Origin of the sequence: Streptomyces sp. NPDC098101 (genome assembly GCF_044760185.1) — a bacterium.
Classification (GTDB): domain Bacteria; phylum Actinomycetota; class Actinomycetes; order Streptomycetales; family Streptomycetaceae; genus Streptomyces.
Window position 1 is genome coordinate 69,559 of record NZ_JBIWAS010000004.1, and the last position, 15,512, is coordinate 85,070.

11 protein-coding genes and 3 riboswitches are annotated in these 15,512 nt (G+C 74.3%); of the genes, 9 read left to right on the forward strand and 2 right to left on the reverse strand.

The genetic code is table 11. From position 1 onward, the window contains the following. Positions 1–31 precede the first annotated feature (31 nt). The gene (locus ACIQVI_RS18940) at positions 32–1,444 is read right to left on the reverse strand and encodes a hypothetical protein (RefSeq protein ID WP_403597052.1); all 1,413 of its coding nucleotides are present in this window, start codon (positions 1,442–1,444) and stop codon (positions 32–34) included. A gap of 125 nt (positions 1,445–1,569) precedes the next feature. Then, positions 1,570–1,645, reverse strand: a riboswitch (cobalamin riboswitch). 151 nt (positions 1,646–1,796) lie between these two features. After that, a riboswitch (cobalamin riboswitch) is annotated at positions 1,797–1,870 on the forward strand. 122 nt (positions 1,871–1,992) lie between these two features. Here ACIQVI_RS18940 and ACIQVI_RS18945 point away from each other — a divergent pair. From ACIQVI_RS18945 to ACIQVI_RS18970, 6 genes are read left to right on the forward strand one after another with little or no spacing between them, the layout of a single operon-like run. After that, the gene (locus ACIQVI_RS18945) at positions 1,993–4,803 is read left to right on the forward strand and encodes a prenyltransferase/squalene oxidase repeat-containing protein (RefSeq protein ID WP_403597055.1); all 2,811 of its coding nucleotides are present in this window, start codon (positions 1,993–1,995) and stop codon (positions 4,801–4,803) included. Further along, complete coding sequence (locus tag ACIQVI_RS18950) at positions 4,800–5,768, forward strand: hypothetical protein (protein WP_403597058.1); 969 nt, start codon at positions 4,800–4,802, stop codon at positions 5,766–5,768. Before ACIQVI_RS18945 ends, ACIQVI_RS18950 begins: the two co-directional genes overlap by 4 nt. Before the next feature lie 4 nt (positions 5,769–5,772). Next, positions 5,773–6,963 (forward strand): energy-coupling factor transporter transmembrane component T, encoded by a 1,191-nt coding sequence (locus ACIQVI_RS18955; protein ID WP_403597061.1) that lies wholly within the window; start codon positions 5,773–5,775, stop codon positions 6,961–6,963. Next, positions 6,960–8,618 (forward strand): ABC transporter ATP-binding protein, encoded by a 1,659-nt coding sequence (locus ACIQVI_RS18960; protein WP_403597064.1) that lies wholly within the window; start codon positions 6,960–6,962, stop codon positions 8,616–8,618. Before ACIQVI_RS18955 ends, ACIQVI_RS18960 begins: the two co-directional genes overlap by 4 nt. A 53-nt stretch (positions 8,619–8,671) precedes the next feature. Then, the gene (locus ACIQVI_RS18965; protein ID WP_403598665.1) at positions 8,672–9,439 is read left to right on the forward strand and encodes an ECF transporter S component; all 768 of its coding nucleotides are present in this window, start codon (positions 8,672–8,674) and stop codon (positions 9,437–9,439) included. Positions 9,440–9,472: 33 nt separating this feature from the next. Continuing rightward, positions 9,473–9,961: a DUF4430 domain-containing protein gene (locus ACIQVI_RS18970; protein WP_351974339.1), complete on the forward strand. Its 489-nt coding sequence runs from the start codon at positions 9,473–9,475 to the stop codon at positions 9,959–9,961. 48 nt (positions 9,962–10,009) lie between these two features. Here the strand turns inward: ACIQVI_RS18970 and ACIQVI_RS18975 are convergent, their stop codons facing one another. Further along, positions 10,010–11,440: a short-chain fatty acyl-CoA regulator family protein gene (locus ACIQVI_RS18975; RefSeq protein ID WP_403597068.1), complete on the reverse strand. Its 1,431-nt coding sequence runs from the start codon at positions 11,438–11,440 to the stop codon at positions 10,010–10,012. Between the two features lie 182 nt (positions 11,441–11,622). Between ACIQVI_RS18975 and ACIQVI_RS18980 the strand changes: the two genes are divergently transcribed. The 3 genes from ACIQVI_RS18980 to ACIQVI_RS18990 all read left to right on the forward strand — a co-directional run bounded on the left by ACIQVI_RS18980 (position 11,623) and on the right by ACIQVI_RS18990 (position 15,237). Next, on the forward strand, positions 11,623–13,131 hold the full coding sequence (locus ACIQVI_RS18980) for an MmgE/PrpD family protein (RefSeq protein ID WP_403597071.1): 1,509 nt from the start codon (positions 11,623–11,625) through the stop codon (positions 13,129–13,131). Between the two features lie 2 nt (positions 13,132–13,133). Then, a complete protein-coding gene (gene prpB, locus ACIQVI_RS18985) occupies positions 13,134–14,039 on the forward strand; it encodes a methylisocitrate lyase (protein ID WP_403598669.1) in 906 nt (301 codons plus the stop codon). Positions 14,040–14,100: 61 nt separating this feature from the next. Beyond that, positions 14,101–15,237, forward strand: coding sequence for a bifunctional 2-methylcitrate synthase/citrate synthase (locus ACIQVI_RS18990; RefSeq protein WP_403597074.1), 1,137 nt, complete (start codon positions 14,101–14,103; stop codon positions 15,235–15,237). Positions 15,238–15,297: 60 nt separating this feature from the next. Then, positions 15,298–15,483, forward strand: a riboswitch (cobalamin riboswitch). Positions 15,484–15,512 lie beyond the last annotated feature (29 nt).

Below are 15,512 nucleotides of genomic sequence, written 5' to 3' on the forward strand. Positions count from 1 at the left end.
CTCTTGTCCCCCAGGAGGCCCCGGCCCGGGGTCACGCGCCCCAGCGGAGCGCGATCGTGTCGCCCACGTTGATCACCTTGTCGCGGGTGGCGCCCGCGAACGCGGAGCCGTCGACGCTCACCTTCCACGTCTGGGAGCCGCTGTTCGCCTTGCCGTTGACGGCCGTGATCGTGCCGGTGCCGGAGGCGGGGGTGACGCTCGTGACGCAGCCGGCGGGGGCGGCGGCGGTCGTCGCGGCGCCCAGGACGTCGCCGAGGGTGGTGGTCGTTCCGGTGGGCGTGAAGGAGACCGAGCAGACCTTCAGGTTCCCCGCGCCGTCGTCGACGGTCAGGGCCAGCTTGGTGGCCGTACCGGCGGTGAAGGAGGACTGGGCGACCCACTTCGGGGCGCCGGGGGTGACCGGGGTGGGCGGGGCGGTGGTGAAGCCCCCGCCGACGACGCCCCGCAGGGCGTCGATCGAGGAGTAGGCGGAGGGGGTGGTGTCGGCCGGCTTGTACTTGAACCCGCCGCCCGGGTTGTACTGGTTGGCGAGGAGGAAGTCGATCGGCGTCTTGCCCGGGACCGTGGTGAAGTCGGCGGACTGCGGGTTGATGCCGCAGGCGTTGAGGCCGGAGACCGCCCAGCCGTTGGAGCTGGTGTTCACCCCGTACAGGGAGTTGAAGGCGCCGCTGGAGGAGACGAGCTTGCCCTTGAGGAAGTTCTTCGCCTGGACGACGTCGGTGTCGGTGTTCGGGACGCCGGAGGTGCACAGGGCGGCCATGGCGGCGCCCGTCATGTCGATGTCGCTCGCGGTGTTGAGCGCCGTGGGGTCGCCCTCGACCTTCTGGTACGTCCAGCCGCCGTCGTTGTGCTGGTTGGCGCGGACGCGGGCGACCAGGGCGTCGGTGAGCGCCTGCGGCACCCGGGCGCCGCCCGCCTGGGTTCTGGCGCCGCCGAGGGCGAGGGCGGCGAAGACGGTGCCGTTGAAGTTGGCGGAGGGGCCGAAGTAGCCCGGCTCGGCGGTCTGCCAGTAGCCGTAGACGTGCGCGATCAGGTTGCGGGAGGCGGAGACGCGGGCCGGGTCGATGCCGGCGGCGTACGCGTTGAGGATGCCGCGCTCGTAGTCGGTGACGACCGGGGAGGCGGAGGGCCAGCCGGACGTGGAGAGCAGGTTGCGGTAGACGGTGCGCGCGTTCTTCGTCGTGTCGCCGCCGGGTGCCACGTCGACGACGGCCGTACCCGCGGCGGCGAAGGCGCTGAACGCCCACTCGTTGGAGAGCCCCGATCCGGCGTAGGAACCGTCCGCCGCCTGGAGGGACTTGAGGTAGGCGACGCCGTTGGTCTTGGAGGTGGCGATCTGGGCGGGGGTGGAGGTGGCGAAGGCCGGCAGCGCGGTGAGGACGAGGGCGCCGAGCGCCGCCGTCGTGGTGAGCGCGAGGCGACGGGGGGTGCGGGGACGGGACATGGCCTGCTCCTGGAATCGGCGGACGCCGACCGCACCGGGCTTCGGACGGAGTGCCGGGGCACACGGAGCCGGGGGGCCGCCGTCCGAGTCGCGTGGTACGGCTTCCTGTTGCTGCTGCGCCGTATGGGCATTCGGGCTCGGACACGGCCCCCGCCGTTCCACACCGCTGCGCGTCAGCCCCGGATTCGCACCGGGTTCCCCCATCTGGCGGGACCGGACGCTACCCGAGCGGTCACCGGTCCGCCAGCCGCGTGAACAGGGCGGAACGGGCGCCGCGCGGCTGAGACGCGGCTCACCTTGACGCGCTCTCCGGATGCGTGTTCCATGACCCGCTGATAAGCACTCACCTCTGGGGGAAGCCGGTCGAATTCCGGCGCTGACCCGCAACCGTAGGCCCGGCACCGTCCCGGGCGAGCCGGATTGCCCGGAGCGATGTGAACGAGCGCAGAACGCCGTCGCGGACTACGGCGTGGTCGTCACCGTCTCTCCGGACGTTTCCGGGGAGCCGCGCCACCACGCATCCGGCCGCCCGGCAGAGACGAGGGGCCGTGGGGACCGAGCGGTGGGGCAGTCGGCGGACGGGCGGAAGACGGCGGCCGACCGCCCTGGTGGCGGCGGGGCTGCTCGCCACCGGCGGGGCGGTGACCTTCCTCACTCCGGCCGTGCCCGCGAGCGCGGACCCCCTCGAGAAGTGCACGGCGACCACCGGCGCGATCGTGGCCGTCGACTTCGGCCCGTTCGGCGGGAAGCTCGAACGGGGCTGCGACGCCACGCCCACCACCGGCTACGAGCTCCTCCGCGACGCCGGGTTCACGACCGCCGGAACCGTCAAGGACGGCCCGGCGTTCATCTGCCGGATCGGCAAGCCCTCCTTCAACTCCGGTACGCAGTACCCGACCCCCGCCGCCGAGCCGTGCAAGGTCACCCCGCCGGCGAGCGCCTACTGGTCGTACTGGATCGCCTCCCCCGGCCAGAAGAACTGGACCTACAGCCCGCTCGGCGCCATGGCCCGCAAGCCGAAGCACGGCGACGTCGACGCGTGGGTGTTCGGCGCGACCAGCATCGACGGCACCAAGGGCCGGCCGAAGTTCACCCCCGCCGACGTGCGCGCGGGCACGGTCACCCCGCCCGAGCCGACGGACCCGTCGGTCCCCCAGGTCCCGCCGGGCTCGGTCTCCCTGGAGAACGCCACCCGCTGGCTGGCCGGCCGGCTCACCGACGGCGAGCGCGTCGTCGACGAGCCGAGCGAGTACCGCAACCACCAGGCCACGGCGGAGATCGCCCTCGCCCTGACCGCCGTCGACGCCGAGAGCCCGGTCGCCCGCAAGGCGGCCGCGTACCTCGCCCGGCCCGAGGTCACCGACGCGTACCTCCACCCCGAGGGCGACAAGTCCGCGCCCGACACGACGGCCGCGGCCCGGCTCGCGCTGGTCGCGGAGGCGACCGGCGGCGACCCGCGCGCCTTCGGCGGCCGCGACCTCCTCGACGACCTCCTGAAGAACGTCTGCGAGACCGGCTCGGACGCGCCGGCGCCGGTGCCCGGCTGCGCCCACAAGGGCGACTTCCGCACCGGCAACGACCAGGCCGAGGGGCAGGCCCTCGCCCTCGTCGCCCTGCTGAGCGGCGGGGTCACGCCCCCGGCGGGCCCGGTGACCCGGCTGACCGAGCTCCAGTGCGAGGACGGCGGCTTCAGCAGCATGTTGATCCCGCCGCTCGGGGCCTGCGACAGCGAGGCCGGCGCCACCGGTCTGGCCGTGCTCGCGCTCCAGCGGGCCGGCGGCCACGACACCGTCGTGAAGGACGCGCGCGCCTACCTGCGGAAGGCCCAGCTGCCGACCGGGGCGCTGCCCGCCGTCTGGTACAACACCACGGGCAGCCCGTACGCCACGGGCTTCGCCGCGCAGGCCATGCGGGCCCTCGGCGACACCGCCCGGGCCGACGCCGCCGTGTCCTGGCTGTCCCGGCAGCAGCTCGGCGACGGCGGCTTCCCCTTCGAGGAGGGCGGCGACGCCCTGCTCTACGCCACCACCCCGGCCGTGATCGCGGGCGCCAAGAGCGACCTGGTGACGCTGACCGGCGGGAACCCCGAGCCGACGCCCACGGAGCCCACCGAGCCCACGCCGACCGAGCCCACCCCGACCCGTCCGACGCCGACCGGGCCGAACAAGCCGTCCGGCCCCTCCCCCGACCTGGCGAAGGGCACGGCCTACCTCACGGACCCGTCCCGGCTCCTCCAGGGCCGGTACTACGAGAACACCCCGGGCACCGGCATGGCCGACTTCGGCCTGACCATCGACGGCGCCTACGCGCTCGCCGCCACCGGCACCGACGACAACGCCCTGCGCGCCGTCGTGGACTTCCTCGACGGGAAGGGCCGGGACGGCACCGGCCGCGGCCTGCACGACTGGACCGGCATCGGCACGGAGTACGCGGGCGGCGGCTCGATCGGCAAGGCGGCGGTGCTCGCCGAGGCCGTGGGCCGCGACCCCCGGAACTTCGGCGGCCGGGACCTGATCGCGGCGCTCGCCGACGCGGTCTGCGCCGCCAAGACCCCCGCGCCGGACCGCTCCTGCGCGGCCAGGGGCAACTACGCCTACGCCACCTCCGTCTTCTCCCAGTCCCTCGGCGTCATCGCCCAGATTCGGGCCGGCGAGTCGGCGGCCGCCGCCGACCCCGCCGCCTATCTGCGGGGCCTCCAGGAGCCGTCCGGCGCCTGGCCGAGCCTGATCGGCGAGCCGAGCGGGGTCGAGGTGGACTCCACGGCGATGGCCGCCATGGCCCTCGACCTGCTCCCGGACGCGGACTCGCAGGCGGCCGTGGACAAGGCGCTGGTCTGGCTCGCCTCCCAGCAGAAGACCGACGGCGGCTTCCCCGGCGCCTCCGGGAACTCGGTCAACTCCGCCGCGCTCGCGATCCAGGGCCTCACCCTCGACGCCCCGTCGTACGAGAAGCACCTCGCGAAGGCCCGCGCGTTCCTCGCCTCCCAGCAGAACGCCGACGGCGGTTTCAACGTGGCGAAGGGCGGCCAGCCCGGCTCCGACGTCCGCGCCTCCACGCAGGCCCTCGGCGGCACCACCGGCATCTCCTTCGGCACCCTCAGCCGCAGCCTGGACGGCACCACCGCGCCGCCCGCGCCCAGCGGCAGCCCGACCACGCCCGTGATCGTCACCCCGGGCGAAACCGGCGGCAACGGCGGAACCGGCGGGACCGGTGGCGGTAACGGCACCGGCGGCAGCCTCGCCGCGACCGGCACGCGGGCCACGGCGCTCGCCGCCGCCGCGCTCCTCCTCGTCCTCGCCGGATACGGCACCACCCGCGCCGCCCGCCGGCGCCGCACCGCCCCCGGGGAGCAGGCATGAGGGCCCGGTCCTTCCGCGCGCTCCTCGGGCGGGCGGCCGGGGCGCTGGGCCTGACGGTGGCGGCACTGGCCGCCACCGCGGCCCCCGCCGCGGCGGCCCCGCAGCCCATGGGGCAGTGCACGACCAGCTCCGGCGTGGTCCTCGCGGTGGACTTCAGCCGCTGGGGCGGCCCGATCTACCGCTCCTGCGGGACCACCCCCACCACCGGGTACGAGCTGCTCAACCAGGGCGGCTGGCGCACCACGGGCACCGGGCACGACGGCCCCGCCTTCATCTGCCGCATCGGCTACAGCGGCCACCAGGGCGGCAGGCAGTACCCGACGCCCCAGCAGGACGACTGCGTCCTCACCCCGCCGGCCTCCGCCTACTGGTCGTACTGGCACGCGGACCCGGGGCAGAACACCTGGACGTACAGCCAGCTCGGCGCGATGCTCTACAAGCCGAAGCCGGGCAGCGTCGACCTGTGGATCTTCGGCGGGACGAACATCGAGGGCACCGAGGGACGGCCCACCGTCACCCCGGACCAGCTGCGCGCCCGCAACACCCGGCCGACGGGCGGGAGCGCGCCCGCCCCCCGGGACACCCGGACCGCAGCGCCGCTGCCGCCGGGCACCGACACCGGACCCGCGCCCGAGCGGCCGGTACCGTCGGACCCGCCCCGCACCACCGCGCCCGCCCCCACCACCCCGCCGCCGCCGCCCACCAGCAGCGCCCCGGTGCCGAAGCCCACGCCCACGACGGCGTCCACGACCCCGAGCGGTCCGCCCACCACCGCCCCGGCGCCGAGCACCTCCGCGCCCGCGGCGAGCGCGGCCGCCTCCGGGCCCCGGGTCGTCGACGCGGCTCCCAGCGCCGACGCAAAGCACGACGCGGGCTCCTTCCTGCCCGCCGTCGCGACCGGCGCGCTGGTCCTGCTGATCGGCGGCGCCGCCTGGTACGCGGCCAAGCGCCGCCCCACGGAGTAGCCGCGTGCCCCGCACCGCGCCCCCGGTGGACACCACCGGGCCGCCCCGACCGGACACCGCTCCGGACGCGGGCGGCCGGCGGCTGCCCCGCACGCTCCACCCGGTGGCCTGGTGGATCTGGGCGCTCGCCCTGGCCACCGCCGTCAGCCGCACCAACAACCCGCTGCTGCTCTTCCTGGTCCTCGCGGTCCTCGGATACGTCATCACCGTGCGCCGCACCGAGGCCCCCTGGGCGCGCGGCTTCAAGTACTACCTCTACCTGGCCCTGACCGTGGTGGCGATCCGGGTGGTGTTCCGGGCGGTGTTCGCGACCGGCATCACCCCGCACGACCACTTCCTCTTCTCCCTGCCGCACCTCCCCACACCCGACTGGTACGCGGGCATCCAGATCGGCGGCCCGGTGTCGCTGGAGGCGCTGCTCTCGGCCGCCACCGACGGACTGCGGCTCGCGTGCATGTTGTGCTGCATCGGCGCCGCCAACACCCTGGCCAACCCGAAGCGCGCGCTGCGGGTGCTGCCCGGCGCCCTGTACGAACTGGGCGTCGCCGTCACGGTGTCGATCAGCGTCGCGCCCCAACTGGTGCAGAGCGTCCAGCGCGTGCACCGGGCGCGCCGGCTGCGGGCCGGGCGCGCGAAGGGGTTCCGCGCCTTGCGCTCCCTCGTCGTGCCCGTCCTCGAAGACGCCCTGGAGCGTTCGCTGCGGCTGGCCTCCGCCATGGACTCGCGCGGCTACGGCCGGGCCGGGACCGCCACCCGGGGTTCGCGCCGCGCCACCGGGGCCCTGATGCTGCTCGGCATGTGCGGTCTGTGCGCGGGGGCGTACGGGCTCCTGGACGCGACGGCGCCGACCCTGCTCGGCCTGCCCGCGATGGGCGTCGGGATCCTGCTCTGCTTCGGGGGGCTGCGGCTCGGCGGGCGGCGGGTGACCCGTACCACCTACCGGCCCGACCCGTGGCGGCTCCCGGAGTGGGCGGTGGCCGGCTGCGGGGTCCTCTCGGCCGTGCTCCTCTTCAGCAACGCGGGCTTCGACGCGGCCGAGCTGAACCCGTCCATCTATCCGCTGAGCTGGCCCACCCTGCCCCTGGTGCCGGCCGCCGCGATCCTCCTGGCGGGGACCGCGGGATTCCTGTCCCCGCCCCCGAGCCCGCCCGTCCGGCCGGGCGTCCCGGCACAGCGCACCAAGGAAACCGAGTGATCACCTTCGACCAGGTCACCGTCCGGTACGAGGACACGGACGCGCCCGTCCTGCGGGACGTGGACCTCACCGTGGAGGAGGGCGAGCTCTGCCTCGTCGTCGGCCACACCGGGGTCGGCAAGTCGACCCTCCTCGGCGCGGTCAACGGTCTCGTCCCGCACTTCACCGGCGGCACCCTGTACGGGCGGGTGACGGTCGACGGCCGGGACACCGCCGACCATCCGCCGCGCGAGCTCGCCGATGTGGTCGGCGTCGTCGGGCAGGACCCCCTCGACGGCTTCGTCACCGACACCGTCGAGGAGGAACTCGCCTACACCATGGAGCAGTTGGCGGTTCCTCCGGCGACCATGCGCAAGCGGGTGGAGGAGACCCTCGATCTGCTCGGTCTGGCCGACCTGCGCCACCGCGCCCTGCACGAGCTGTCCGGCGGGCAGCAGCAGCGCGTCGCCATCGGCTCCGTCCTGACCGCCCACCCCCGGGTCCTCGTCCTCGACGAGCCCACCTCCGCGCTCGACCCGACCGCCGCCGAGGAGGTGCTCGCCGCCGTCACCCGGCTCGTCCACGACCTCGGCGTCACCGTGCTGCTCGCCGAACACCGCCTGGAGCGGGTGGTGCAGTACGCCGACCGGGTCCTGCACCTGCCCGGTGACGGGCGGGTGGTGTCCGGGCCGCCCGCCGAGGTCTTCCGCACCACGTCCATCGCCCCGCCCGTCGTCGAGCTCGGCCGCGCCGCCGGATGGTCCCCGCTCCCGCTGACCATCCGCGACGCCCGCCGCGCCGCCGCCCCGCTGCGCGCCCGCCTCGCGGGGACGGTGCCGGGACCGGCCCGCCCGCCGCTGCCGGAGGAGCGCCCGGAGCTGCTGACCGCGCGGGGGGTGACGGTCTCCTACCGGGGCGTCCCGGCGGTCCGGGAGGTGGACCTGAGGCTGTACGGCGGGGAGGTGACCGCCCTGATGGGCCGCAACGGCTCCGGGAAGTCCTCGCTGCTCTGGGCCCTCCAGGGCTCGGGGCCGCGCGCGGCGGGCTCGGTGCGGATACCGGGGGCGGAGCCCGGCGCGTCCGCCGATCCGCGCAAGCTGCCGGCCGGCGAGGCCCGGCGGCTGGTGGGCCTCGTGCCGCAGACCCCGACCGACCTGCTCTATCTGGAGACCGTGAAGCAGGAGCTGGACCAGGCGGACGTCGAGTCGGGGACGTCGGCGGGCGGGACCCCGGCCCGGGAGATCCTGGACCGGCTCGCCCCCGGCATCGAGGACACCACCCATCCGAGGGACCTGTCCGAGGGACAGAAGCTCGCGCTCGTCCTGGCCGTCCAGCTGGCCGCCGCGCCGAGGGTCCTGCTCCTCGACGAGCCGACCCGGGGCCTGGACTACCGGGCCAAGGAGGAGCTGATCCGGATCGTCGACGACCTGGCCGCCGAGGGGCGGGCGGTGGTGGTCTCCACGCACGACGTGGAGTTCGTCGCCCGCGCCGCCGACCGGGTCGTGGTCATGGCCGAGGGGGACGTGGTGGCCGACGGCCCCACCACCGAGGTGATCGTGGCCTCGCCCGTCTTCGCCCCGCAGACCGCGAAGATCCTGGGCCCGCTGCCCTATCTGACGGTCGCGCAGGCGACCGCCGTCCTCGAAGGGGCCTCCCGGCCGGAGCACGACGCGTGAGCGGGCAGGTCACGGCCATCCGGATCGGGCCGCGCGCCGGGATCGTCATCGCGATGGCCGCCTTCCTCGGGCTCGTCGCGTTCTTCTGGCCGTTCCTCGTCGCGCCGGGGAAGTTCGGGTCGCACTACGCCCCGCCGCTGATCTTCGGCGTGCTCCTGGTGATCGTGCTCTGCGTGGTGATCTCCGAGATCGCCGAGGGCGGCATCAACTCCAAGGCGCTCGCCATGCTGGGGGTGCTGTCCGCCGTCAACGCGGCCATCCGGCCGCTCGGCGCCGGCACGGCCGGCATCGAGACGGTCTTCTTCCTCCTCGTGCTCGCGGGGCGGGTGTACGGTCCCGGGTTCGGCTTCACCCTGGGCTGTACGTCCCTGTTCGCCTCGGCGCTGATCACCGGCGGGGTCGGGCCCTGGATGCCGTACCAGATGTTCGGCTGCGCCTTCGTGGGAATGCTCGCCGGGTTCCTCCCGAAGGCGACCGGCCGGCGGGAGATCCTGATGCTCGCCGTCTACGGCTCGCTCTCCGGGTACCTGTTCGGCTTCCTGCTCAACCTGTCGTTCTGGCCGTTCTCGCTGGACCCGAACAGCTCGATCGCGTACCTGCCGGGACTGCCGTTCACCGAGCAGTTCCAGCGCTATCTGGCGTTCGACCTGGCGACCTCGCTCGGGTGGGACACCGGGCGGGCCGTCACCAACTTCGTCTGCGTGACCCTGGCCGGCCCCGCCGTCCTCACCGTCTTCCGCCGCGCCGCCCGCAAGGCCCGTTTCCAGGCTCCGGTCCGCTTCGCGGGCCGGAGCGCGGACCGGGGCGACGCGACCGGCTGATTCCCGCTCCATCCCTTCACCGAGAGGAAATCCGTGCGCCAGACCCTGCTCCGCCGTGCCGCCGTGACCACCGCGGCCCTCGGCCTCGCCCTCACCACCGCCCCGGCCGCCCAGGCCCACTCCCCCGCCGCGTTCACGAACGCGCCGGTGCGGGTGACCGTCACCGTCCAGGGCCCGGACGGGCTGCTCTTCAAGAAGAAGATCTTCACGTGGGGCCACGACGTCACCACGGCGACCGGCGGCACCCACAAGTGCGACGGCACCAACGGCGGCGCCCACGCCACGAAGGTCCCGACGCCGACGGCCGCCCTGGACCACGCGGCGAAGCGCAACTCCTTCTCGTGGGACGGCACCTGGTACGCGTCCTTCGACGACTACGCGGTGGAGACCGTCAAGGGCGTGAGCGGCGGCGGCTCCGCGTACTGGAACATCTCGGTCAACGGGGTGTCGACGCCGGTCGGCGGCTGCCAGTTCGAGATCGAGAACGGGGACCAGGTGACGTTCACCTGGACGTCCTTCTGACGTTCGCCCCCCGTGGGCCGGCACGGTGCCGGCCCACGGGGTCGTCCGTCAGCCGTCCGTGACCACCGGGTAGGGCACGTGGGTGCGCCGGTCGGGGTCGACCGAGAGGCGGCCGCCGGCCGGGGGCCGGGCGCGCTGGGCGCAGTCGCGCCGCTCGCAGATCCGGCAGCCCAGGCCGATCGGGGTGGCGGCGCGCGGGTCGTCGAGCGTCACGCCCTCCGCGTAGACGAGCCGGTGGGCGTGGCGGAGTTCGCAGCCGAGGGCGACGGCGAACTCGGCCCGTGCGGCGCGGTGTCCGTGGCCGCCCCTGTGGACGGTGCGGGCGACCCAGAAGAACCGCTTGCCGTCGGGCATCTCGGCGACCTGGGTGAGGATGCGGCCGGGCGAGGAGAACGCCTCGTACACCGTCCACAGCGGGCAGGTGCCGCCGAGCCGGGAGAAGTGGAAGTCGGTGGCGGACTGGCGTTTGGAGATGTTGCCCGCGCGGTCCACGCGCAGGAAGGAGAAGGGGACCCCGCGGTGGCCGGGCCGCTGGAGCGTGCTGAGGCGGTGGCAGACGGTCTCGAAGCCGACGCCGAAGCGGGTCTGGAGCAGTTCCACGTCGTAGCGGACGCCTTCGGCGGCGTCGCGGAAGGCCGTGTACGGCAGGAGCAGCGCGCCCGCGAAATAGGTGGCGAGGCCGATGCGGGCGAGGCCCGTGGCCTGTGCGGAGGAGAACGCGGCCGGGCGGATCGCCTCGTCGATCAGGTCGCCCCGTTCGAGCAGGGCGAGCTGGGTGGCGAGCTGGAAGGCGCGCTGTCCGTCGCTGAGCCAGGGCGACAGGAACAGCAGGCCCCGGGCGGCGTCGAGGCGGCGGGCGTCGGCCGTGCGGTCCGGCGCGGACTGGAGGGTGCGGATGCCGTGCCGGGACGCGAGCCGGGCCTCCAGGGCGTCGGCGGTACGGCCGACGGTCGTGGTGCCGAGCGCCGCGGCGGCGCGTTCCGCCGCGTCGTCGAGGGCGCCGAAGTGGTTGTGGTGGGCGTAGAAGAAGTCCCGCACCTCGTCGTGGGGTTCGGCGGCGGGCAGGGCCGTGGTGTCGGTGGGTGCGGCGAGGGCCGCGACGCGTTCGGCGGCGTCCCGGTAGCGGTGGTGGAGCGCGACCAGGGCGCGCGCCAGCTCGGGATGGTCCCGTACGACGTCGGTGACCTCCTCGGCGGGCACGGGCGCCCCGCACGCCTCGTCGGCGAGGGCGGTGCGCAGGTCGGTGGCGAGGCGGGCGTCGTCGGACTCCGAGAAGAACTCGGGGTCGACGCCGAAGACCTCCGCGATCCGCAGCAGGACCGAGGCGGTCAGGGGGCGCTGATTGTGCTCGATCTGGTTCAGATAGCTGGTGGAGAGCGAGAGCGACCGGGCGAACTCCACCTGGTTCATGCCCTGCTCGCGACGGAGCCTGCGCAGTTTGGCGTGTGCGTAGATCTTGGGGGTGGCGGTACGTCCCATGGTGCCGTTCCGTTCTCGGGAGACGCCTCGTCCTTGCGAAGATAGCATTCGCGGATTTCGCAGATTTCGCGGTTTCGCAGGATCCGGCTGGACGGATTTCGCAGGCTGGAGGCGTGGCGCGGGCCGCTCCGCGCGGGAAGGCTCGTCCTCGAACGACACATCCCCCGACGTCGAGGAGTCCCGTGATCGAGCACCACGTGCGTGTCCACCCCAGCGCCGCCCTGCTCCCGCGCGAGGAGCAGCTCGCCTGGAAGCTCGCCTCGGTGGCCACCGCCACCGGGGAGCCGGACGCCGACAGCGCGGCCATGGCCGTCAACCGGGTGATCGACAACGCGTCGGTCGCCGTGGCCTCCCTGCTGCGCCGCCCGGTGGCCGTCGCCCGCGCCCAGGCCGGCGCCCACGGCACCGCGGCCCCCGGCGCCTCCGTCTTCGGCGGTGCCGCCCGGGTGTCCCCGGAGTGGGCCGCGTGGGCGAACGGCACGGCCGTGCGGGAGCTGGACTTCCACGACACCTATCTGGCCGCGGACTACTCCCACCCGGGGGACAACATCCCGCCGCTGCTCGCGGTCGCCCAGCACACCGGCGCCTCCGGCGCCGACCTCCTGCGCGGGATCGTTGCCGCGTACGAGGTCCACGTCGCCCTGGTGAAGGGCATCTGCCTGCACGAGCACCGGGTGGACCACGTCGCGCACCTCGGCGCCGCCGCCGTCTGCGGCATCGGCGCGATGCTGCGGCTGCCCACGGAGGTCGTGTACCAGGCCGTCCAGCAGGCCGTGCACACCACGACGGCGACCCGGCAGTCCCGCAAGGGCGAGATCTCCAGCTGGAAGGCGTACGCACCCGCCTTCGCCGGCAAGGTGGCGGTCGAGGCCGTCGACCGGGCGATGCGCGGCGAGACCTCGCCGTCGCCGGTCTACGAGGGCGAGGACGGCTTCCTGGCCTGGATGCTGGACGGCCCCGGGGCCGACTACACCGTGTGGCTGCCGGAGCCGGGCGAGTCGCGCCGGGCGATCCTCGACACGTACACCAAGGAGCACTCCGCCGAGTACCAGGCGCAGGCGGTCATCGACCTGGCGCGGCGGATGCGGGAGAAGACGGGGCCGCTCCGGGAGGTCCGCTCGGTCGTGCTGCACACCAGCCACCACACGCACCACGTCATCGGCTCGGGCGCGAACGACCCGCAGAAGTACGATCCCGCCGCCGGCCGGGAGACGCTCGACCACTCGGTGCCGTACATCTTCGCCGTGGCCCTGGAGGACGGCGTCTGGCACCACGAGCGCTCCTACGCCCCCGAGCGCGCCCGGCGTCCGGAGACCGTCGAGCTGTGGCGGAGGATCACCACGGTCGAGGACCCGGAGTGGACCCGCCGCTACCACCATCCCGATCCGGCCGAGCGCGCCTTCGGCGGGCGGGCGGTGATCACCCTGGCGGACGGCACGGTGATCGAGGACGAGCTGGCCCGGGCCGACGCCCATCCGGCCGGTGCCCGCCCCTTCGACCGCCCCGCCTACGAGGCCAAGTTCCGGACCCTGGCCGAGGGCGTCGTCGCCCCGGACGGCCAGGACGCCTTCCTGGACGCGGCGGCCCGGCTCGCGGAGCTTTCGACCGACGGCCTGGCCGGTCTGTTCCCGGCCGTGGACACCGACGCCGTCGCCGCGCGCGACGCCGGTCTGCCGAAGGGGCTCTTCTGATGGTGCTCCACACCCGCACCACGCCCGCCGGGCGCCGGCGGGCCTTCCGGGAGGCGCTCGCCTCCGGGCGCCTGCTGCGGATGCCGGGGGCGGTCAACCCGTACTCCGCCCGGCTGATCCAGGACGCCGGCTTCGACGCCGTCTACCTCTCGGGGGCCGTGCTCGCCGCCGACCTGGGCCTTCCCGACATCGGTCTGACGACCTCGGCGGAGGTCGCCGCCCGCGCCCAGCAGACGGCGCGGGTCACCGGCCTGCCCGTCCTGGTCGACGCCGACACCGGTTTCGGCGAGCCCCTGAACGCCGCCCGCACCGTGCAGCTCTTCGAGGACGCGGGACTGGCCGGGCTGCACCTGGAGGACCAGGTCAACCCGAAGCGGTGCGGTCATCTGGACGGCAAGTCCGTCGTCCCGCGCGAGGAGATGGTCCGCCGGGTGCGGGCCGCCGCCGACGCCCGCCGCGATCCGGACTTCCTCCTGATGGCCCGCACCGACGCCCGGTCGGTGGAGGGGCTCGGCGCGGCGATCGACCGGGCGAAGGCGTACGTCGACGCCGGGGCCGACGCGGTCTTCCCCGAGGCGCTGGCGGACGAGGCCGAGTTCGAGGCGTTCCGGAAGGCCGTCGACGTGCCGCTGCTCGCGAACATGACCGAGTTCGGCAGGAGCCCCCTCCTCGGCGCGCGCGCCCTGGAGGAGCTGGGCTACAACATCGCGCTCTATCCCGTCACCCTCTTCCGGCTCGCGATGGGCGCGGTCGAGGAGGGGCTGCGCGTCCTGGCGGCCGAGGGCACCCAGGAGCCGCTGCTCGACCGGATGCAGACCCGTTCCCGGCTGTACGAGGTGCTCGGCTACGAGCGGTACGCCGCGTTCGACTCGGCCGTCCACGACTTCACCCTGCCGCCCGGCGCCTGAGCCCCTCCCGCCCGGCGCCCGATCCCTTCCGTCCCTCCCCCCGACCCTCCGGAGGCCCGTCATGCCCCGCCCCTCCCCCGCGGTCCACCGCGGCCTGGCCGGTGTCGTCGCCGACACCACGGCCATCTCCACCGTCGTCGAGGAGTCCAACTCCCTTACCTACCGCGGCTATCCGGTGCAGGACCTGGCCGCCCACCGCTCCTTCGAGGAGGTCGCGTACCTGCTGTGGCACGGCGAGCTGCCCGACGCCGACCGGCTCCGCGACTTCCGGGCCCGGGAGCGCGCCCTGCGCCCCCTGGACCGCGCCGCGCTGGAGCTGCTGGCCAGGCTGCCCGAGACCTGTCACCCGATGGACGTGCTGCGCACCGCCGTCAGCTTCTTCGGGGCCGGTGACCCCGCCGAGGACGACGGCAGCCCGGACGCCAACCTCGCCAAGTCCCTGGCCCTGCTCGCCAGGCTGCCCGTGGTGGTGGCCGCCGACCACCGGCGCCGGCACGGTCTGGCGCCGGTCCGGCCGGATCCCTCCCTCGGTTACGCCGAGAACTTCTTCCACATGTGCTTCGGGACGGTCCCGGACCCGGAGGTGGTGCGCTGCTTCGAGATCTCCCTGATCCTCTACGCCGAACACAGCTTCAACGCCTCCACGTTCACCGCGCGGGTCGTCACCTCCACCCTCTCCGACCTCTACAGCGCGGTCACCGCGGCGATCGGCGCCCTCAAGGGCCCGCTGCACGGCGGGGCCAACGAGGCCGTGATGCACATGCTGCACGAGATCGGGGAACCGGAGCGGGCCGGGGAGTGGCTCGACGGGGCGCTGGCGTCCGGGCGGAAGATCATGGGTTTCGGCCACCGGGTCTACAAGCACGGCGACTCCCGCGTGCCGATCATGCGGGCGGCCCTGGACCGGCTCGTGGCCCGCGCCGCCGACCCGGACACGGCCCGGCTCGCCGCCCTGCACACGGCCCTGCGGCGCGCCGTGGCGGACCGCAAGGGCATCCATCCCAACCTGGACTATCCGGCGGGCCTGGCCTATCACCTCATGGGCTTCGACGTGGCCGCCTTCACGCCCCTGTTCGTGATGTCCCGGATCACCGGCTGGACCGCGCACATCACGGAACAGCTCGCCCACAACTCCCTGATCAGGCCCCTGGCCTCGTACGAGGGGAGGGAGCAGCGGGCGGTGCCCCTGGCCTCGTGAGGGGGGCCGGCCGGTCCGACACGCCCCGCCGGCGGGATGAGGGGGTGGACTTACTAGGACGTCCAACTATATGTTCGTGGCACAAGGTCCGCGGTGCAGGGAAGCCGGTGTGAATCCGGCACGGTCCCGCCACTGTGACCGGGGAGCGTGCCGCCGTCCACACGTCACTGACGAGGTCTGTCGGGAAGGCGGGCGGCACGCGGGGATCCGGGAGTCAGGATACCGGCCGCGGAACGTTCCGTGTTGTCCACGAGGATGGAGCAGACACGCATGGC

Coding starts and splice junctions, on each gene's coding strand:
- ACIQVI_RS18940 (WP_403597052.1), bottom strand. CDS start 1,444: ATGTCCCGTCCCCGCACCCCCCGTCGCCTCGCGCTCACCACGACGGCG.
- ACIQVI_RS18950 (WP_403597058.1), top strand. CDS start 4,800: ATGAGGGCCCGGTCCTTCCGCGCGCTCCTCGGGCGGGCGGCCGGGGCG.
- ACIQVI_RS18965 (WP_403598665.1), top strand. CDS start 8,672: ATGGCCGCCTTCCTCGGGCTCGTCGCGTTCTTCTGGCCGTTCCTCGTC.
- ACIQVI_RS18975 (WP_403597068.1), bottom strand. CDS start 11,440: ATGGGACGTACCGCCACCCCCAAGATCTACGCACACGCCAAACTGCGC.
- ACIQVI_RS18990 (WP_403597074.1), top strand. CDS start 14,101: ATGCCCCGCCCCTCCCCCGCGGTCCACCGCGGCCTGGCCGGTGTCGTC.